Annotated in this window: 14 protein-coding genes; 10 read left to right on the top strand and 4 right to left on the bottom strand. The window is 33.9% G+C overall.

Features of this window, described 5'->3' with window-relative positions; translation table 11 throughout:
- Window positions 1-492: 492 nt before the first annotated feature.
- From ABXT06_RS03680 to ABXT06_RS03670, 3 genes are read left to right on the top strand one after another with little or no spacing between them, the layout of a single operon-like run.
- Complete coding sequence (locus ABXT06_RS03680) at window positions 493-3,540, top strand: SusC/RagA family TonB-linked outer membrane protein (protein WP_354589530.1); 3,048 nt, start codon at window positions 493-495, stop codon at window positions 3,538-3,540.
- 10 nt (window positions 3,541-3,550) lie between these two features.
- The gene (locus tag ABXT06_RS03675; protein ID WP_354589529.1) at window positions 3,551-4,999 is read left to right on the top strand and encodes a RagB/SusD family nutrient uptake outer membrane protein; all 1,449 of its coding nucleotides are present in this window, start codon (window positions 3,551-3,553) and stop codon (window positions 4,997-4,999) included.
- A gap of 29 nt (window positions 5,000-5,028) precedes the next feature.
- The gene (locus ABXT06_RS03670; protein WP_354589528.1) at window positions 5,029-6,681 is read left to right on the top strand and encodes an arylsulfatase; all 1,653 of its coding nucleotides are present in this window, start codon (window positions 5,029-5,031) and stop codon (window positions 6,679-6,681) included.
- A gap of 129 nt (window positions 6,682-6,810) precedes the next feature.
- On the opposite strand, the gene ABXT06_RS03665 is transcribed toward ABXT06_RS03670, so the two are convergent.
- Window positions 6,811-7,899 carry a glycosyltransferase gene (locus tag ABXT06_RS03665; protein WP_354589527.1) on the bottom strand — a complete coding sequence of 363 codons (1,089 nt, stop codon included), beginning with the start codon at window positions 7,897-7,899 and terminating at the stop codon, window positions 6,811-6,813.
- 193 nt (window positions 7,900-8,092) lie between these two features.
- On the bottom strand, window positions 8,093-9,346 hold the full coding sequence (gene rocD, locus ABXT06_RS03660) for an ornithine--oxo-acid transaminase (RefSeq protein WP_354589526.1): 1,254 nt from the start codon (window positions 9,344-9,346) through the stop codon (window positions 8,093-8,095).
- Between the two features lie 224 nt (window positions 9,347-9,570).
- Between rocD and ABXT06_RS03655 the strand changes: the two genes are divergently transcribed.
- From ABXT06_RS03655 to ABXT06_RS03640, 4 genes are all read left to right on the top strand, one after another.
- Complete coding sequence (locus tag ABXT06_RS03655) at window positions 9,571-10,023, top strand: Lrp/AsnC family transcriptional regulator (protein WP_008468693.1); 453 nt, start codon at window positions 9,571-9,573, stop codon at window positions 10,021-10,023.
- Window positions 10,024-10,131: 108 nt separating this feature from the next.
- Window positions 10,132-10,905, top strand: coding sequence for a dienelactone hydrolase family protein (locus ABXT06_RS03650; protein ID WP_354589525.1), 774 nt, complete (start codon window positions 10,132-10,134; stop codon window positions 10,903-10,905).
- 42 nt (window positions 10,906-10,947) lie between these two features.
- Entirely contained in the window at window positions 10,948-11,922 is a 975-nt protein-coding gene (locus tag ABXT06_RS03645) for a DUF3667 domain-containing protein (protein ID WP_354589524.1), read from the top strand.
- A gap of 8 nt (window positions 11,923-11,930) precedes the next feature.
- On the top strand, window positions 11,931-12,947 hold the full coding sequence (locus ABXT06_RS03640; protein ID WP_354589523.1) for a M28 family peptidase: 1,017 nt from the start codon (window positions 11,931-11,933) through the stop codon (window positions 12,945-12,947).
- Between the two features lie 170 nt (window positions 12,948-13,117).
- On the opposite strand, the gene rho is transcribed toward ABXT06_RS03640, so the two are convergent.
- A complete protein-coding gene (gene rho, locus ABXT06_RS03635; RefSeq protein WP_354589522.1) occupies window positions 13,118-14,965 on the bottom strand; it encodes a transcription termination factor Rho in 1,848 nt (615 codons plus the stop codon).
- A 181-nt stretch (window positions 14,966-15,146) separates the two neighbouring features.
- Here rho and ABXT06_RS03630 point away from each other — a divergent pair, with 181 nt between their 5' ends.
- The 3 genes from ABXT06_RS03630 (at window position 15,147) to ABXT06_RS03620 (ending at window position 17,290) form a co-directional block, all read left to right on the top strand.
- Window positions 15,147-15,557, top strand: coding sequence for a DUF4293 domain-containing protein (locus ABXT06_RS03630; RefSeq protein ID WP_354589521.1), 411 nt, complete (start codon window positions 15,147-15,149; stop codon window positions 15,555-15,557).
- Window positions 15,558-15,705: 148 nt separating this feature from the next.
- Window positions 15,706-16,365, top strand: coding sequence for a response regulator (locus tag ABXT06_RS03625; protein ID WP_354589520.1), 660 nt, complete (start codon window positions 15,706-15,708; stop codon window positions 16,363-16,365).
- 13 nt (window positions 16,366-16,378) lie between these two features.
- Window positions 16,379-17,290, top strand: a complete 912-nt coding sequence (locus tag ABXT06_RS03620) for a sensor histidine kinase (protein WP_354589519.1) — start codon at window positions 16,379-16,381, stop codon at window positions 17,288-17,290.
- Here ABXT06_RS03620 and ABXT06_RS03615 read toward each other — a convergent pair whose 3' ends face one another.
- The gene (locus tag ABXT06_RS03615; protein ID WP_354589518.1) at window positions 17,291-17,785 is read right to left on the bottom strand and encodes a metallophosphoesterase family protein; all 495 of its coding nucleotides are present in this window, start codon (window positions 17,783-17,785) and stop codon (window positions 17,291-17,293) included.
- Window positions 17,786-18,034: the final 249 nt, after the last annotated feature.

Raw genomic sequence — 18,034 nt, 5'->3', positions numbered from 1 at the left:
TTCCTCAAAAAAAATTAAATAATCTTTTGGTTTTCATTATAATAAAATTAACTTTGTCTATAGGGTTAGTAGAGTTTAAACAATAAAGAACTACATTTTGAAAACAACAGCTTACATATCGCATTACATTCTTCCTGAAAAATTCACTTATAACACTTTTAGTTATATGTGCTTGTGCTGTTAAAAATCCAATCCCCGTTTTCGTTTCTTATCGAAAATAAAATCACAAACTAAATTTCACATTGACAATGAACGATTAATACCTAAAGTATTGAACGATTAACTATGTCAAAACCATATTAACTAAAAAAAATAATAACTAAACAAGATTACAAAATGAAAATAATGCACTGCCCTATCCTTTTATAGTAAAAACCATTTCTGCGGCAACAGAAATGGCAAGACTCAAAGAACATTTATCACTAAAGAAAGCCTTCGGAAATTGAAAATCAATTTTTCCGTAACGCTTTATTATTTAAATCCAAAAAAGTAATGAACAAACAATTACACGCCTTTTTGTGGCTTTTTGTATTTTTAGTTTCAATCGAAATTAAAGCACAAAATACACAGCCCTTAATTAATTCGACCTTAAATGGTACCGTTGTAGATCAAGTTACCAATCAGCCCATTCCTGGCGTAACTATTCAGATTAAAGGAACAACCCACAGTTCTGTAACCGATTTAGACGGAAAATTCTATTTTCAAACGGGACAAAAATTTCCCTACACATTAATCGTAAGCTATTTAGGCTACGTTACCGCAGAACATATTGCAACCAAAGATTTTATTCAGATTTCGTTAAAAGAAGATGTAAAAGAATTGAATGAAATTGTAATCATTGGATACGGAAGCACTTCAAAAAAAGATTATACCGGAGCTGCAGAAACCGTAGCTCAAATGTCTTTAAAAGCGACTCAGAAAACATTGGAAAGTTCGCTTCAAGGTTCTGTTGCGGGTGTTAACGTAACACAGACTTCAGGTCAGCCAGGTGCTGGAATGAGTATTCGTATTCGCGGAGGAAGTTCGATTCAGGGCGGAAACGAGCCGTTATATGTAATCGACGGCTTTCCGTTATACAATTCAGAAGTCACTTCTGGTGTTTTAAGCGGAACACCGACCAATCCACTTTCTACCATAAATCCGTCAGATATAGAATCTATTACAGTTTTAAAAGATGCTTCTTCAACAGCCATTTATGGTTCTAGAGGTGCAAACGGAGTTGTTATTATTACCACCAAAAAAGGTTCAAATAATGCTACAACTGTAAGTTATGATTTTACAATCGGTCAGCAGTCTGTTCGTAAAAAAGTAGATGTTTTAGACGCACAAGGTTTTTCTAGATTGAGAAATGCCGCTTTATACGATTCTAATCCGTCAGGCGGAACAAACCAATATTTAAGCGATGCACAGATTGCTCAATTAGGAAAAGGAACCGATTGGCAAGACGCAGCTTTCCAAAAAGGATTGACACAAAACCATCAATTGAGTATTTCTGGCGGAAACAATCAGACCAAATATGCGGTTTCTGGAAATTATTACAATCAGGAAGGAATCATAAAAAATACAGGTTTTGAGCGTTTCAGTGGACGCGTTAATTTAAATTCAAAAATAAGCAGCAAAGCTAGATTTGGTTTGAATTTAACGATTGCCGAAACCAAATCTAAAGTAGCTCCAAGCGGTTTGGTTACAGCTTTATTGAGCATGCCTCCAACAGCAACGATTTACGAACCAGACGGAAGCTATACTTTAAGAAATCCATTTGAGAATATTTTTGCCAATCCGATTGCTACTTTAAATGAACGCAAAAATCAATCTATTACCGATCGTATTTTAGGTACTATTTACGGCGAATATGATGTTTTGAAAAATCTGGTTTTGAAAGTTTCTTTTGGAACCGATATGATTTTCAATAAAGAAAAAAGCTTTTTGCCATCTAGCATTTATGAAGGTTCTATCACCAACGGAGAAGGAAAAATTGGATCTGCCGATTCTAGAAGCTGGTTAAACGAAAACACCCTAACTTATACAACGGTATTTGGAGAAAAACACCATCTGAATGCGTTGGCGGGATATACACAGCAAAGTTCAACCAGAGAATTTAACACTTCTGGATCGCAGCAATATGTAAACGATATTACAGGTTATTACAGTTTACAAAGCGGAAACGTGGCTTTAATGCCAACTTCTGGCGAAAGTACCTGGGCGTTAAATTCGTTCTTATCAAGAGTAAATTACAATTACGATTCGAAATATTTCTTAACCGGAAGTATTAGAGCCGATGGTTCTTCTCGCTTTGGAAAAGACAATAAATGGGGTTATTTCCCTTCTGTTGCCGCAGCTTGGCAGATTAGTAACGAATCGTTTTTTAATCCTGTAAAAGACGTTATCAATAGTTTAAAAATCAGAACAAGCTGGGGTGCTACAGGAAATCAGGAAATTGGAGAATACCAGTCTTTATCAACTTTGACGAGTGTAAAATATCTTTTTGGAGATCAGATTTATACTGGTTTTACGCCTACGCGAATTGCAAACGACAATTTAGGATGGGAATTAACCAACCAGTTTGATGCTGGTGTTGATGTTGGTTTCTTTAATGATAAATTGAATTTAACGGTTGATGTGTATCGCAAAACAACAAAAGATTTATTACTAGATGTTCAGCTTCCGTATACAACAGGATTTACTTCTTCTTTACAAAATTTTGGATCTGTAAGAAATCAAGGAATTGAATTTGGTTTGAATGCTTCTCTTGGAAATACTGCTTTTTCTTGGACTTCAAATTTCAATATTGCCTTCAATCAAAACAAAATTATTGCTTTAGGAAATGGTGCTGAATTTTACACTTTTGGAAACTATATTTTAAAAGTCGGACAATCATTGGGAACTTTCTACGGTGCTGTGACTGATGGAATTTTGCAAACAGATGAAGTGGCTACAAAAGGAGTTTACACTGGAAATGCAACGCCAAAAGCAGGAGATCGTTTGTATAAAGACATTAATGGAGACGGAGCATTTACAACCGCAGCAGATAGAACTAGCATTGGTGACGCACAGCCCGATTTTGTTTTCGGATTCTCAAATAATTTCACTTATAGAGGTTTTGAATTAGCCATTTTAGTGAATGGTTCAGTTGGAAATAAAATCCTTAACGGAAACCTACAGGCTTTAGAATTGTACAACGGACAGCAAAATGCATCAACGTCAGCTTTAGATGCGTGGACACCAACAAATCCGAGTAATACAACGCCTAGAGCAAAATTAGATCCTGCACCAGTTTTCTCTAATCGTTTTGTAGAAGACGGTTCTTTTGTGAGATTAAAAAACATCGCTTTAAGTTATAATCTTCCTAAAAAGGTATCAGAGAAATTAAGTTTGACCTCGGTAAAATTCCGCGTTATCGGAGAAAACTTATTAACGTGGACAAAATACACTGGCTACGATCCTGAAGTAACAAACGGAACGACAATTTCTCCTGGAACAGATACTGGAATTTATCCTGCTTCTAAAACAATATCTGGAGGTTTAATCGTAACATTCTAAAAGACTTATCATGAAAAAAAATATAATATTCAGTTTAGCAGTACTCTTTTTAGTAAGTGCCTGCAATACTTTAGACGAAGATCCAAAAGCTTTTATCTCGTCTACCAATTTCTATAAAACCACCGAAGATGCAGATGCAGCAGTTATTGCGATTCATAATGCTATAAACAGTTCTACACATACGTTGTATAATCGTTTAATTCAGATTTCTACCGAAATGGCAACTGACGATTACGAAGCGGGCCCGAGAGCGAGAAATGCCCATGTTAGAGCTTTATCCAATTTAACGCACGATGCTTCAAACGACCGTATGATTGAGTTATGGAGGCAAAGCTATGACGGAATTAACAGAGCGAATGTGGCTATTGATAATATCACGAAGAATCCAAACCTTAATTCGCAGAAAGACAAAGATTTAATTAATGAAGCGAAATTTCTGCGAGCGCTTTTATACTTTAATTTAGTAAGATGGTTTGGAGATGTTCCGTTGGTTTTACACGAAACAACAGTTTTAACACCAGAAGCCATCAATGTAAGCAATACGCCAGAAGCAGATGTTTATACTCAAATTGAAAACGATCTGATTGATGCCGAAGCGCTTCCTGTAGTGCAGCAAAATAAAGGTCGCGTAACGGCTGGCGCTGCAAAAAGTATTTTAGCAAAAGTATATTTAACCGAAAAGAAATGGCAGAAAGCGGCAGAAAAAAGTAAAGAAATCATTGACAGTAAAGTTTATGATTTGTTTGAAAATTATGCTGACGTTTTTAATGTCGCAACCAAAAACGGAAAAGAACATATTTTCTCAGCTCAATTTAAAGGTTTAACCAATTGGAACGGAAACATGTTGGCTTCTACAGCTGCTCCAACTTCTGTTCCCGGAATTGCAGGAGATCAAGCCGATGCATTACACAAGGAAGGTAAACTTTTTGAAGCTTTCGCTGAAACTGACAAAAGAAAGTATATCACTTTCGCAGTCGAATTTGTAAGTCCGACTGATGGAAAAACGTATAAAGTGACACCGCATTTCAATAAATATTTTGATCCAGCAACACCTGCTTCGCCAGGACAATCTTCTAAAAATACGCCAATTATACGATTTGCGGAAGTATTGTTGATTTATGCCGAAGCTTTAAACGAACAAAATGGAGGTCCAACTCCAGAAGCATATGCAGCGGTTGACCGAGTGAGAACTAGAGCTGGAGTCGAATTATTGGCAACAACTTCTCCAGCACTAAGTCAAGACGCATTTAGAGAAGCGATTTTTGAAGAAAGAAGAAAAGAATTGGTTTACGAATATCAGCGTTGGTTTGATTTGGCAAGAAGAGGTCCTGATTATTTTGTTGCAAAATTAAAAGCAGCAGGAAAAACAAACGCACAGCCAAAACACGTTCACTTTCCTATTCCGCAGAGAGAATTGGATTTGAATCCGAATTTGAAACAAGTTCCAGCTTGGAGATAAAAATATACTAACAGTAAATTATAAATAAGATGAATAAAAGAATAAACATTTTATTTTCTGTTTTATTGACAGGAATAATTGGTTCTTATGAAACCGAAGCTCAAACCGCATCATCTAAACCCAATGTAATTTTGATTATGGTCGATGATATGGGGTATTCTGATTTAGGAAATTATGGGTCTGAAATTAAAACGCCAAACTTAGATCGTTTGGCAAAAGAAGGAACTCGCCTCCGCGAATTTTACAACAACTCAATCTGTGCGCCTACAAGAGCTTCATTATTAACGGGACAATATCAGCACAAAGCTGGAGTCGGTTATTTTGATGTAAATCTTGGTTTGCCAGCTTATCAAGGTTATCTAAACAAAGAATCTTTGACTTTGGGCGAAGTTTTCCGTTCTGGAGGTTACAGCACTTTAATGTCAGGAAAATGGCATGTAGGTTCTGAAGATCAGGCGCAATGGCCAAATCAGAGAGGTTTTGATAAGTTTTACGGAATTTTAAAAGGTGCAGCAAATTATTTTGATACAAAACCGCTTCCTTTCGGAAAAACGGCTTACCCTGTGAAAATGATCCGTAATAATGAAGAACTGCATCCTAAAGACGATTCGTACTACTTCACAGATGAAATCGGGAATAATGCGGTTACTTTCTTAGACGAACAAAACAAAGAAAACAAACCTTTCTTTTTGTACTTAGCTTTTACAGCGCCTCACTGGCCATTGCAGGCAAAACCTGTTGATATTGCCAAATACAGAGGGAAATTTGATGAAGGTTGGGATGTTTTAAGAGAAAAAAGAATTCAAAAATTAAGAGAAAATGGCATTTTGCTTCCTAACCAAACTATCGCACCTCGCGATCCAGAAGTTCCAGAATGGGACAAATTGACTTACGACGAAAAACAATTTTGGAAAGCCAAAATGGAAGTTTATGCCGCAATGGTAGACAACATGGATCAAAACGTGGGCAAGGTTTTAGATAAACTGAAAGCTTTAAAGAAAGATAAAAACACTTTAATTATTTTTATTGCAGATAATGGCGCTCAAGGCGGATTCAATACGTATAATCCACTAAAAAGAGGTTTAGTTCGAAATGAAGGACCAATAGGAACTTCTGGTTCTTTTGATTATCAGGAACAAAACTGGGCATATTTATCCAATACACCTTTACAGGATTATAAAAATAATATGCACGAAGGCGGATTTAGTTCTCCCTTTATTGCTTGGTATCCGTCAAAAATTAAAGCAGGAAGAATCGATAAAGGAACTGGACATATTATTGACCTTGCGCCTACTTTCTACGAATTGGCTGGAATTGAATATCCAAAAGCTTTAAACGGCGTAAATTCAAATCCTCTTCCTGGAAAAAGTTTACTGCCCGTTTTATTTGACAATGCTTCGGAAGTAAACCGCGGCGCTCCATTATTCTGGGAAAGAGCTGGAAATAGAGCCGTTAGAGAAGGAAAATGGAAATTGGTTTCAATTTATCCGTCTTACCAGTGGGAACTTTATGATCTTGAAGCAGACCGTGGCGAAACTACAAACGTTGCTGCACAAAATCCGGGAATTGTAAATGATCTTTCTGCAAAATATTTTGACTGGGCAGATAAAACAGGAGTGGTTGAATACAGCAAATTCAAACAAAAAGGAGAATTGATTCCGGGCGCTGCTGCTAAGAAATAATTACTTTTTTTGATATTTTTAGTAATTATGACAAAAAGCGATTGTTGTTATAACAATCGCTTTTTTATTATAGATAAACACATTCAGCTTAAAAAACATATCAATCTTAGAAATTGGAATTGTTATCAATTAAACAAAGTAAACTTTATCATTTTTTAGAGAAGCATAATAATTACGGTTATGCAAAACAGAACTATCATTTGGTTTAAACTTTCCCGCCTCTGCATTATGAAAAATTGAATTATTAATATCTCCTATTTTATCGTAACATACCGCCAATTCAATATGAGGAATAAAATTCCAGCATTCATAAGTAGTTATGCAAATATCATTTTCTGGAAATTTTAAAGTTAAAGCTAATTCATACCAGTAAATTGCTTTAACAAAATCATCTTTCTTCTGAAAAACGCTTCCAATTTCACAACAAACCTCTGCACTAGGATTATCAAACGTAAAACTATTAAATAAGGACTTTAATGCTTCGTCAAATTTATTTTGCATTTTTAGAATTTTTCCCAATTCTACACAAGCGTAAACAAAATCATTATTGGATTCGGTTTTAGTTTCTAAAAATTTTTTAAAATAATCTACAGCCTCCGGATACATTTTATGATCCCTTAACTCTCTAGCGTAATAGAAAATTGATCTTGGTGATAAATAATCTCCTCTTTCAACCATTTCCTTATAAATTTTCAAATTTCTATCTGAAGAACCAGATATTCTTTTGTGTGTTATAGCAATTTCTGAAACTAGAAAATTTCCTCCATATTGAATATATTCATGTACTGGATCATTCCATTTATAATTATTTTCTCTTTTAAGTAATCTTTCTCGATAAAATGAAAATAGCGGGTTGTCATTCTCATCTACAGAATAATTATATTTCATTAAAACCATATCTGTATCTAATGAAAGTGTTTTTTTTAACTCTAAAAATAATTTCTGATCTTTTTCAATAAAAATATCATCGGCATCTAGCCATAATTGATAATCTTTGGTCGCTTTAGAAAAAGCAAAATTTCTAGCAACCGAAAAATCATTAATCCATTCAAAATCATATACTTTATCTGTAAACAAATAGGCAATCTCTTTTGTTTTATCTGTTGAACCAGTATCAATTATAATAATCTCATCAACAAGGTTTTTAACTGAGTGCAAACATCTTCCTAATAAATGTTGCTCATTTTTTACAATCATACATAGACTTATTGTAATCATAATATTCAAATTAAACTAATTGATTTTTAATAAATTTCCATGCAAAATTACAAATACAGCACACCTAAAACAGCCCCTAAAAGACTGAAAAATAATAAAATAATGTTTTTTATAATAGTACTAAAAACAAAAAAACATACTCAAAGAACGAGTATGTTTTTTATAAGATATATTATGTTTATATATAGAGTAATTACACCATAAATTCACTCAAAGATTTCTCGATAATCGAAAGACATTCCTTAATTTGCTCTTCGGTCATTACCAAAGGCGGTGCCAATCTAATTTTATTTCCGTGAGTTGGTTTTGCCAATAATCCGTTATCTCTAAATTTTAAGCAGATTTCCCACGCCAGATCTGATTCTTCATCTGTGTTGATTACGATAGCATTCAATAAACCTTTTCCACGAACCAACGTAATTAAGTTGTTTTTTTCAGCGATTTTATTTAATCCGTCTCTTAAAATAACGCCTAAACGTTCTGCATTTTCAGCCAATTTTTCGTCTTTAATTACTTCAAGAGCAGCAATCGCTACGGCCGCTGCAACAGGATTTCCACCAAAAGTAGATCCGTGTTGTCCTGGTTTAATCACATTCATGATTTCGTCATTACACAAAACAGCCGAAACTGGATAAACGCCACCAGAAATTGCTTTTCCTAAAATCAAAACATCAGGCTGTACATTTTCGTGATGAACGGCTAATAATTTTCCCGTACGCGCGATTCCTGTCTGTACCTCATCTGCAATAAAAAGTACATTGTGTTTTTCGCAAAGTGCTTTCGCTTTCGCTAAATAACCTTCAGAAGGAACATAGACACCTGCTTCACCTTGAATTGGTTCAACCAGGAATCCAGCGATATTTTTAGATGAGTTCAAAACATTTTCAAGCGCTTCCAAATTATCATATTCGATTTTGATAAAACCATCCGTAAAAGGTCCGAAGTTTTTGCGTGCTGTTTCATCATTCGAAAATGAAATGATAGTTGTAGTTCTTCCATGAAAATTATTCTCACACACAATAATCTGCGCTTGATTTTCTGGAATTCCTTTTACTTCATAAGCCCATTTTCTAGAAATTTTTAAAGCTGTTTCAACTGCTTCAGCACCTGTATTCATTGGAAGAACTTTATCGAAACCAAAATAGTTCGTCACATATTCTTCGTAATTTCCTAATTTATCATTGTAAAAAGCACGCGAAGTCAAAGTCAGTTTTTGCGCCTGCTCTACCATAGCATTCACAATTTTAGGATGGCAATGACCTTGATTTACCGCAGAATAAGCAGATAAAAAATCATAATATTTCTTTCCGTCTACATCCCATACATATACACCTTCTCCTCGTTCTAAAACCACAGGAAGCGGATGGTAATTATGAGCTCCATATTTGTTTTCTTTTTCAATCAAAACTTCTGATTTTGATGAAAGTGTTTTTTCTGTACTTATCATAATATGCTTTTTATTTTTACAAAAATATTAAAATTAAACAAATAACAATCCAAAAAGCAATATTTTGACTTAAATATAACAAAATAAAAGTCAAAATTTAAATTCAAAGATCATAAAAAAGGCATATTTATTTTTCGAGAAGTTTAATTAGATGACAGTTTATTAAAAAAAAGAATTACTTTTATAAATCGCAAAAGACTCAATTTTAAAACGATTTTTACTGAATGGAATTATTAGACGAATTTGATATTAGTATTCTTAAAGAATTAGAAAAAGATGGAAGAATGGCTTATTCTGCCATAGCCACCAATCTTAAAATATCAAATACAATGGTGCATCAGCGCATTAACAGAATGATTGAACAAGGTGTAATTGGCGGGATTAAACCCATTATTCAGGAAAAGAAAATTGGTTATGACTGGGCTTCTTTCACTGGACTCACATTAAACAAAGATTCTGATTCTGAACGAATTATTGAAGCTCTTAAAGAAATTCCTGAGATTACCGAATGTTATTATGTAACGGGTTCTTTTACGCTTTATATAAAAATCATTGCGAAAAATCATGAGCATATGCGCCGTATTCTTTACGAAAAAATTGATGGAATTCCAGGTATTGACAAAACCGATTCTATTGTAGAATTGGGCTGCGCTTTTAAACGAAATATATCCTTATAAAAAGAAAAACATTCTTTTAAAATATTGGTTACAAACCTCACAACAATTTACCTGTGAGGTTTTTTTGTAACATAATATTTCTGATATTTGTTAAAAATTGAAGAAATCATGAAAAACACCATAATCATTTTATTCAGTGCAATCTTATTTTCAAATCTTATGAATGCGCAATTAAAACCAGTAAAATATACAGAAGGGAGTCAGCAACTAAATGGCTTATTCATAAAATCTGCTAAAAAAAGTGCTAACAATCCAGGAATCTTGCTTTTACCGGCTTGGCTCGGAATTGACAATGCTTCTAAAGGAATTGCTGAAGAATTGTCTAAACTGGGTTATCATGTTTTTATCGCTGATATTTATGGCGAAGGAAATTATCCTAAAAACACAGGAGAAGCCGGAAAACAAGCAGGCTTTTACAAAACAAATTACGAAGCTTATCAAAAACGTATTAATGCTGCTTTGAAAGAATTAGTTAAATCTGGCGCAAATGCCGATAATATTGTTGCCATTGGTTATTGCTTTGGAGGAACAGGAGTTCTTGAAGCTGCCCGCGGACATTTGAATGTTAAGGGTATTGCTTCATTTCACGGCGGTTTAGGAAAAGATGCAAGTAGAAAAAACGAGCCTATATCTACAAAAGTTCTTATTTGTCATGGAGCCGATGATCCGTTTGTTCCTAAAGAAGAAATAGCATCATTCCAGCAGGAAATGCGTGATGGCAAAGCAGACTGGCAAATGATTTATTATGCAAATGCTGTTCACTCTTTTACAAATCCTGAAGCTGGAAATGACAATTCTAAAGGCGCTGCATACAATGCTGTTGCGGCAAAAAGATCTTTTGATCATTTACAGCTTTTCTTAAACGAAGTCTTGAAGAAATAATTTAAAAAATACTACCAGAACAAAATCAATTAATATAAACCAATGTCACATAATAAAATTAGAGAAGACAAAACTTGTCTAAACTGCAGGCATGTTGTTGAACAGAAATACTGCCCAAACTGCGGACAAGAAAACAGCGATAGCCGAAAAACTTTTCATCACTTATTTGTTCATTTCTTTGAAGATTTGACCCATTATGAAAATGCTTTTTGGAAAACAATAAAAAATCTACTGTTCAAACCGTCTACGCTTACAAAAGAATACCTTTCTGGAAAACGTTTATCTTATCTTGCGCCGGTTAGACTTTACATTTTTATAAGTTTTATTACTTTTTTATTGATTGCAATGTTTCCAAATAATGTAAATGAACAAATTGATAAAAGTGAAGAAGCCCTGAACAAAGAAATTTCTAAAACTACAGACAGTATAAGCATAAGCAGAAAGGAAGACAAAAGGTATTTTCATTTTAAAACGATGAAAGAACTAGATTCGATTCAAAAATATGGAAAAGAAAGGGAAAAATTAAACGCTTCATCCTATTGGGTTGCTGAAAAAGCTATACACGTAACTGAAAAATATACTAAAAAAGAGATTTATGTAAAATTTGTTGAATCGTTCTTTCACAATCTTCCTAAAATCCTCTTTATAATCATGCCGTTTTTTGCTTTCTTCTTGTGGCTTTTTCACAACAAAAAGAAATGGTATTATTTTGATCACGGAATTTTTACACTACACTATTTCTCTTTCCTCTTACTAATTTTTCTCATCATGTTTATCATCGACAGATTAATTGGTCTTTTTGGAGAAGATAGTCCGCTGTCTTTTATATCATCAATTACGACATTTGCAGGAACCATTTGGATGTGTTATTACTTTTACCCTGCACACCACCGTTTTTATGGCGAGTCAAGAATAGTCTCTTTTATAAAAAGCTTTTTATTATTTATAATAAACTCTCTATTTATCCTATTTTTACTCACTTTGTACGTTCTTTACACATTTATTAATTTACACTAACTACTAGAATGAAAAAAATACTTATTTTATTCTTAATTGTCTCTGCGTATTCTTGTAAAACTGCGCAGTCAACTACAGCCAAAGACAATTCGGACCCGTCAAAATACGTTAAAGCAATCAGCGAAAAAGATCTTAAAAAAATGCTTTACACGGTTGCCTCTGACGAAATGGAAGGTCGTGAAACTGGCTCTAAAGGGCAGAAAAAAGCAGGTCTTTACATGATTGAGCAATACAAAAAAAGCGGAATTTCTTTTCCAAAAGAAGCTAAAGATTTCTACCAGCCTGTTCCCGCTGCATTTATGAACGCAAGACGTAATCAAAATCTGCCAGACTCTGAAAATATCTGGGCTTACATTGAAGGTTCAGAAAAACCAAATGAAGTTTTGGTAATTTCTGCACATTACGATCACGTAGGCATTAAAGATGGTGAAGTTTATAATGGTGCTGATGATGATGGTTCTGGAACTGTAGCGGTTATCGAAATGGCTAAAGCTTTTGCTAAAGCTAAAAAACAAGGTCATGGTCCAAAACGTTCAATTTTGTTTCTTCACGTAACTGGCGAAGAGCATGGTTTACACGGATCTCGTTATTATTCTGAAAATCCATTATTTCCAATCGAAAATACAATTGCAGACATCAACATCGACATGATCGGACGTCGTGATGTAGAGCATTCAAACACAAACAATTATGTTTATGTAATTGGTGCTGACAGATTATCATCTGATTTGCATAATGCTGTAGTGGCTCAAAATGAAAAATACATCAAAATGGACTTAGATTTTAAATTTAATGATCCAAAAGATCCAAACCATTTCTATGAGCGTTCTGACCATTATAACTTTGCAAAACATGGTATTCCAGCTGTTTTCTTCTTCAATGGAGTTCACGAAGATTACCACGGAAAAGGTGACGAACCTCAAAAAATTGAATATGACGCTCTAACCAAAAGAACTAAACTGGCTTTTGTTGTAGCTTGGGATTTAGCTAATAGAGAAAACAGACCTGTAGTTGATAAAAAATAGACACAAAGGTTCAGAGGTACAAAGGTTCAAAGATTATTAAACAAGAACCTAACTGCAAAAATTAAAAAAACAAAAAGGGATGAATTTTAAAATTCATCCCTTTTTTATATTTTATAGATTCCAAAAGAAAACCTCAGAACCTTTGTAACTTTGAACCTTTGCCCCTTAAATTAGTCATTCATCGAAATCAAAAACTCTTCGTTGTTTTTTGTTTTCTTGAAACGATCGTTTACGAAGTCCATAGATTCTACTGGATTCATATCTGATAGATATTTGCGCATAATCCACATTCTTTGTAATGTTTTCTCGTCTAACAATAAGTCATCACGACGTGTACTTGACGATGTAAGATCGATTGCAGGAAAAATACGTTTATTGGCTATCTTACGATCTAATTGTAATTCCATGTTACCAGTTCCTTTAAATTCTTCGAAGATAACTTCGTCCATTTTAGAACCTGTTTCAGTTAATGCAGTTGCGATAATACTTAAAGAACCTCCGTTTTCTACATTTCTCGCCGCTCCAAAGAAACGTTTTGGTTTTTGTAAAGCATTGGCATCAACACCTCCACTTAATACTTTTCCAGATGCTGGCTGAACCGTGTTATACGCTCTTGCAAGACGAGTGATTGAATCTAACAAAATCACTACATCATGTCCGCATTCTACTAAACGCTTAGATTTTTCTAATACGATATTAGCAATTTTTACGTGTTCTTGTGGCTCTCTATCGAAAGTAGAAGCAATAACTTCACCACGAACACTTCTTTGCATATCGGTCACCTCTTCAGGACGTTCATCAATAAGAAGAACAATTAAGTAAACTTCAGGATGGTTTGCTGCAATCGCGTTTGCAATATCTTTAAGAAGCATTGTTTTACCAGTTTTAGGCTGCGCAACGATCATACCACGCTGACCTTTACCTATTGGTGAAAACAAATCTATAATTCTGGTTGAAATAGAACTGCCTTTTTCGGCTAGTTTAAATTTTTCTGAAGGAAAAACTGGTGTCAAGTGTTCAAAAGAAACTCTATCGCGAACAACTTGCGGATCGTGTCCATTGATTTTTAATACACGAACCAAAGGAAAAAACTTCTCGCCTTCTTTTGGTGGACGAACTACACCTTTTACAGTATCTCCAGTTTTTAAACCAAATAATCTGATTTGTGAAGTTGATAAATAAATATCATCTGGAGAAGCTAAATAATTATAATCTGATGAACGTAAAAATCCGTAACCGTCAGGCATCATTTCTAGAACACCTTCACTTTCAATAATTCCGTCAAATTCAAAATCAGAATCTCTGAAATTATTGTTATTCTTTTTATTCTTGTGGTTAGGATTTTGATTATTGTGATTTCCGTTTCCATTGCCATTCCCGCTCTGATTTTGATTCTGATTCGGGTTTTGATTTTGGTTCTGGTTCTGATTTTTATTCTGATTCGGATTAATCTTTTTTGCTGGAGCAATTGCTGGAGTTTTTTCAGCTGTTTCAACTGTAGTCTCAGAAACAATTGATTCTGATGGAGTTGCTTCTACAACTTCCTCAGTAGCAGTCTCTTCTTTTACTGCTTCTTTCTCTTTTTTCAGCGCTACTTTCTTCTCGTATGCCTGTTTATTGAATTTTCCACCTTTAGGCTCTTTTTTAGCTACTGGCGTTTTATTTTCCTCTACTGCTTCAATTACCGTTTCTGCAATTGGCTGAACTGTTTCAGCAGTATCGTTTTTTTGAACAGTTTCCTCTACTTTATCAAATTCTAAAACGGGAGTATTTTTGGTATTAGCTGCTTTTGTTTTGGCTGGAGCAATTCTGGCACGCTTTGGTTTATCTTCTTTGACATCAGAAACTACTTCTGTTTGAGGAGCTTGAGCAGGCGCAGTAACACTTTCTTGGTGTGCTAAAATCTGACTAATTAAAGTCTCTTTTTTGACACCAGTAATCTTTATTGTTTTAGCTAACTTAGCTATTTCTTGAAGCTCAGAAAGCTTCATTTCTTTTAATGCAGAAATATCAAACATGAATGTTCTATGAATTTAATTATTTTAAGGAATACTGTAAAAAGAATAGGTAGATAATTAATTTGAATTGACCGCAGTATGAAGTGCTTACGGTATTATGATGCAATAATACGAATAAAATTTTATCATACAATAGCATTTTAAAAAAAGAAAATATATTTTTGTAAAACATTTTTAGACCATGATACAAAGAATTCAGACTGTATATTTATTTCTAGCTTTTGCTGCAACTGGCATTTTAATGCTTTTTGTTCCGCTTTGGACAACTAGTGCAGGAAAGCCATTCTTTTTTATGCAGGATCAGCTTTATACTGTTCTATTAGGCTTAACAACTATGCTTAGTCTTATCAGTATTATTTCATTCAAAAAAAGACAAAATCAGTTTGTATTAAACAGACTTAATATAATATTAAATTTAATTTTATTAGGATTATTTGTATATCGATCACTAAATTTATCTGGAGGGACTGAAGTCTCTGAGAAAGGTATTGGGATGTTCATGCCGATTGTTGCTATCGTGTTATTAGTTTTAGCTAATAAGGCCATCAAAAAGGACGAAGATCTTGTAAAATCTGTTGATCGTTTGAGGTAAACCTATAAACTTAGTTTATTTTGTGCGAAGAAAAACCCGAATTTATATTCGGGTTTTTTTTATGCCCTATTATGGTATAAATAGAACCTAAAGAGCATAATAAAATGTGATCTAGATGATAAATTTGTATTTTCAAATTCAAATAATCATGACACCAAAAATAAGGATTCATCTTGCAGACGATCATCAGGTCTTAATTGATGGACTATCCAACTTACTTCAAACCGTTTCAAATTTTGAAGTGGCAGGAACTTCACTAGACGGTACTACTGTCTATGATGACGTTGTGAAAGATAAAGCCGATGTTTTAATTTTGGATATCAGCATGCCGAAAAAAGATGGTATTGAAACGCTTAAAGAATTTAATGAAAAACAATTGCCTTGCAAAGTCATTATTTTATCCAGCTATGATGATCTAAAAATTATTAAGGAAGTTATGAAACTGGGCGCAAAAGGGTATCTCACAAAAAATTGTGCCGGTGAAAATATCATTGAAGCCGTTGAAGCTGTTTATCAAGAACAGGAATATTTTAGTGATGCTGTAAGAGAAAAAATCTTCAACTCTTTTATAGACAGTCCAAAACTAAATCATAATGCAATTACAGAAAACCCAATTTTAAGTCCAAGAGAGATTGAAATCATTATCTTAATTGCTTTGGAATACAGCGGAAAAGAAATCAGCGAAAAACTTTTTATCAGTTCGCATACTGTGGAAACACATCGCAAAAATATCATGAAAAAGCTGAATATTAAAAGTACAATCGGTTTAGTGAAATATGCTCTTAAAAATAATTTGATTAATCCTTAAAAATGCTGCTTGTATGTCTGGTTTTCATTTTTTTATTTCTTTGCTATTATTTTTTGCAGTTAAAGGAACTACAATTGCACAGTCAAATTATTCAACTGCTCAACACATTCAAACCCAAGTTGACAGCGGAACCGCACTAAATCACATCAGTAAATCAGAGCAACTTCGAAATAAAAAAATCGTTAGTTTATCCATTATTCTTGCTATCATTATTTTTCTTTTGCTGTATTTTTTATACCAAAACAATAGACTAAAGCAAAAAATAAAACGAAAAGACACTAAGCAGAAAATACTTCTCGACATCATCAATTCGGGAATCGATTCTCAAGAAGCAGAGCACAAAAAAATCGCTTCTTTTCTACATGACAACATCAACTCGTTATTATCATCCGCTGGATTACATTTAAATACATTTACAGCACAGCACAATGTAAAATCAGACGAAATACAGAAAGCAAAAGCTATTTTATCTGAAGCTCACGAACTTTTAAGAGACATGTCTCATGATCTTGTTCCCTCGCTTTTGGTACGTTTTGGGTTGATTTATTCCTTAGAAGATTTATGCGAAAAAAATTCCAACTCTGCCATTGAATTTGAATTTTCAAGTTTCATTCCGAACAGCAGAAGATATTCTGAAAAATTTGAAATAAAAATCTATTTTATTGTCAGTGAATTATTCAGCAATATCATAAAGCATAGCAACGCTAAAAAAGCAAAACTTTCTCTTACTGAAAAAGAAGACCAATTAGTCTTACGTATTTATGATGATGGAATTGGTTTTAAAAGTCAAAAATTAAAAGATGCCGAAGGTTTTGGTTTAAACAGAATTAGAGCTAGAATTAAAAAATACAAAGGTTCGTTATCGATTGTATCAAAAGAAAACCAAGGAACCAAAATAAAAATTCAGATTCCGTTGCCTCATTAATTACTTCGCTCCTATTTCGACAATTTCTAAATCTTTTATCTTATCATCGTCGATTACGAATCGAAGCATGGTTCTTACTTTATGAAAACCGCTTTTTCCGGCCGCACCCGGATTCATGTGCAATAAATTATTCTTTTTATCAAACATGACTTTCAAAATATGCGAATGTCCGCAGATAAACAATTTCGGAGGATTCAAAGCCAATTCTTCCCTAACATTCTGATTGTATTTTCCGGGATAACCGCCAATGTGCGTAATCCAAACAGAAACATTTTCGCATGAAAAACGATTATTTAACGGAAATTCCAATCTTGCCTTTGCATCGTCAATATTTCCATAAACTGCTCGCAGCGGTTTTAGTTTTTTAATAGTGTCTGTAACACTCAAATCTCCAATATCTCCAGCATGCCAGACTTCATCTGCCTGAGCAACATATTTTAAAATAGTATCATCGATGTGACTGTGAGTATCAGAAAGTAAGAGGATTTTTTTCATTTTTTTTAAAGGCGCAAAGGTTCGGAGGCACAAAGGTACAAAGGTTTTTTTTGTAGAGACGCACTGCTGTGCGTCTTTCGTCCTATCTTCAAGTTTAGTTATTTTCTAATCTTACGTTAGACGCACTGCAGTGCGTCTCTACAGATATGCATGATGAAAAACCTTTTCCTCTTTGCAACTCTGAACCTTTGCACCTTTTAAAAGCATCTTTTAAAAAAACCTTTGTACCTTTGTGCCTTTGAACCTTTG

The sequence above is a fragment of the Flavobacterium sp. UW10123 genome (genome assembly GCF_040538975.1).
Taxonomy (GTDB): Bacteria; Bacteroidota; Bacteroidia; order Flavobacteriales; family Flavobacteriaceae; genus Flavobacterium.
Note: the sequence above shows the minus strand (reverse complement) of the source record. Positions and strands in the feature narration are given on the sequence as shown.

Coding starts and splice junctions, on each gene's coding strand:
- ABXT06_RS03670 (WP_354589528.1), top strand. CDS start 5,029: ATGAATAAAAGAATAAACATTTTATTTTCTGTTTTATTGACAGGAATA.
- rocD (WP_354589526.1), bottom strand. CDS start 9,346: ATGATAAGTACAGAAAAAACACTTTCATCAAAATCAGAAGTTTTGATT.
- ABXT06_RS03655 (WP_008468693.1), top strand. CDS start 9,571: ATGGAATTATTAGACGAATTTGATATTAGTATTCTTAAAGAATTAGAA.
- ABXT06_RS03675 (WP_354589529.1), top strand. CDS start 3,551: ATGAAAAAAAATATAATATTCAGTTTAGCAGTACTCTTTTTAGTAAGT.
- ABXT06_RS03645 (WP_354589524.1), top strand. CDS start 10,948: ATGTCACATAATAAAATTAGAGAAGACAAAACTTGTCTAAACTGCAGG.
- ABXT06_RS03615 (WP_354589518.1), bottom strand. CDS start 17,785: ATGAAAAAAATCCTCTTACTTTCTGATACTCACAGTCACATCGATGAT.
- ABXT06_RS03640 (WP_354589523.1), top strand. CDS start 11,931: ATGAAAAAAATACTTATTTTATTCTTAATTGTCTCTGCGTATTCTTGT.
- ABXT06_RS03630 (WP_354589521.1), top strand. CDS start 15,147: ATGATACAAAGAATTCAGACTGTATATTTATTTCTAGCTTTTGCTGCA.
- ABXT06_RS03625 (WP_354589520.1), top strand. CDS start 15,706: ATGACACCAAAAATAAGGATTCATCTTGCAGACGATCATCAGGTCTTA.
- ABXT06_RS03680 (WP_354589530.1), top strand. CDS start 493: ATGAACAAACAATTACACGCCTTTTTGTGGCTTTTTGTATTTTTAGTT.
- rho (WP_354589522.1), bottom strand. CDS start 14,965: ATGTTTGATATTTCTGCATTAAAAGAAATGAAGCTTTCTGAGCTTCAA.
- ABXT06_RS03620 (WP_354589519.1), top strand. CDS start 16,379: ATGTCTGGTTTTCATTTTTTTATTTCTTTGCTATTATTTTTTGCAGTT.
- ABXT06_RS03650 (WP_354589525.1), top strand. CDS start 10,132: ATGAAAAACACCATAATCATTTTATTCAGTGCAATCTTATTTTCAAAT.
- ABXT06_RS03665 (WP_354589527.1), bottom strand. CDS start 7,899: ATGATTACAATAAGTCTATGTATGATTGTAAAAAATGAGCAACATTTA.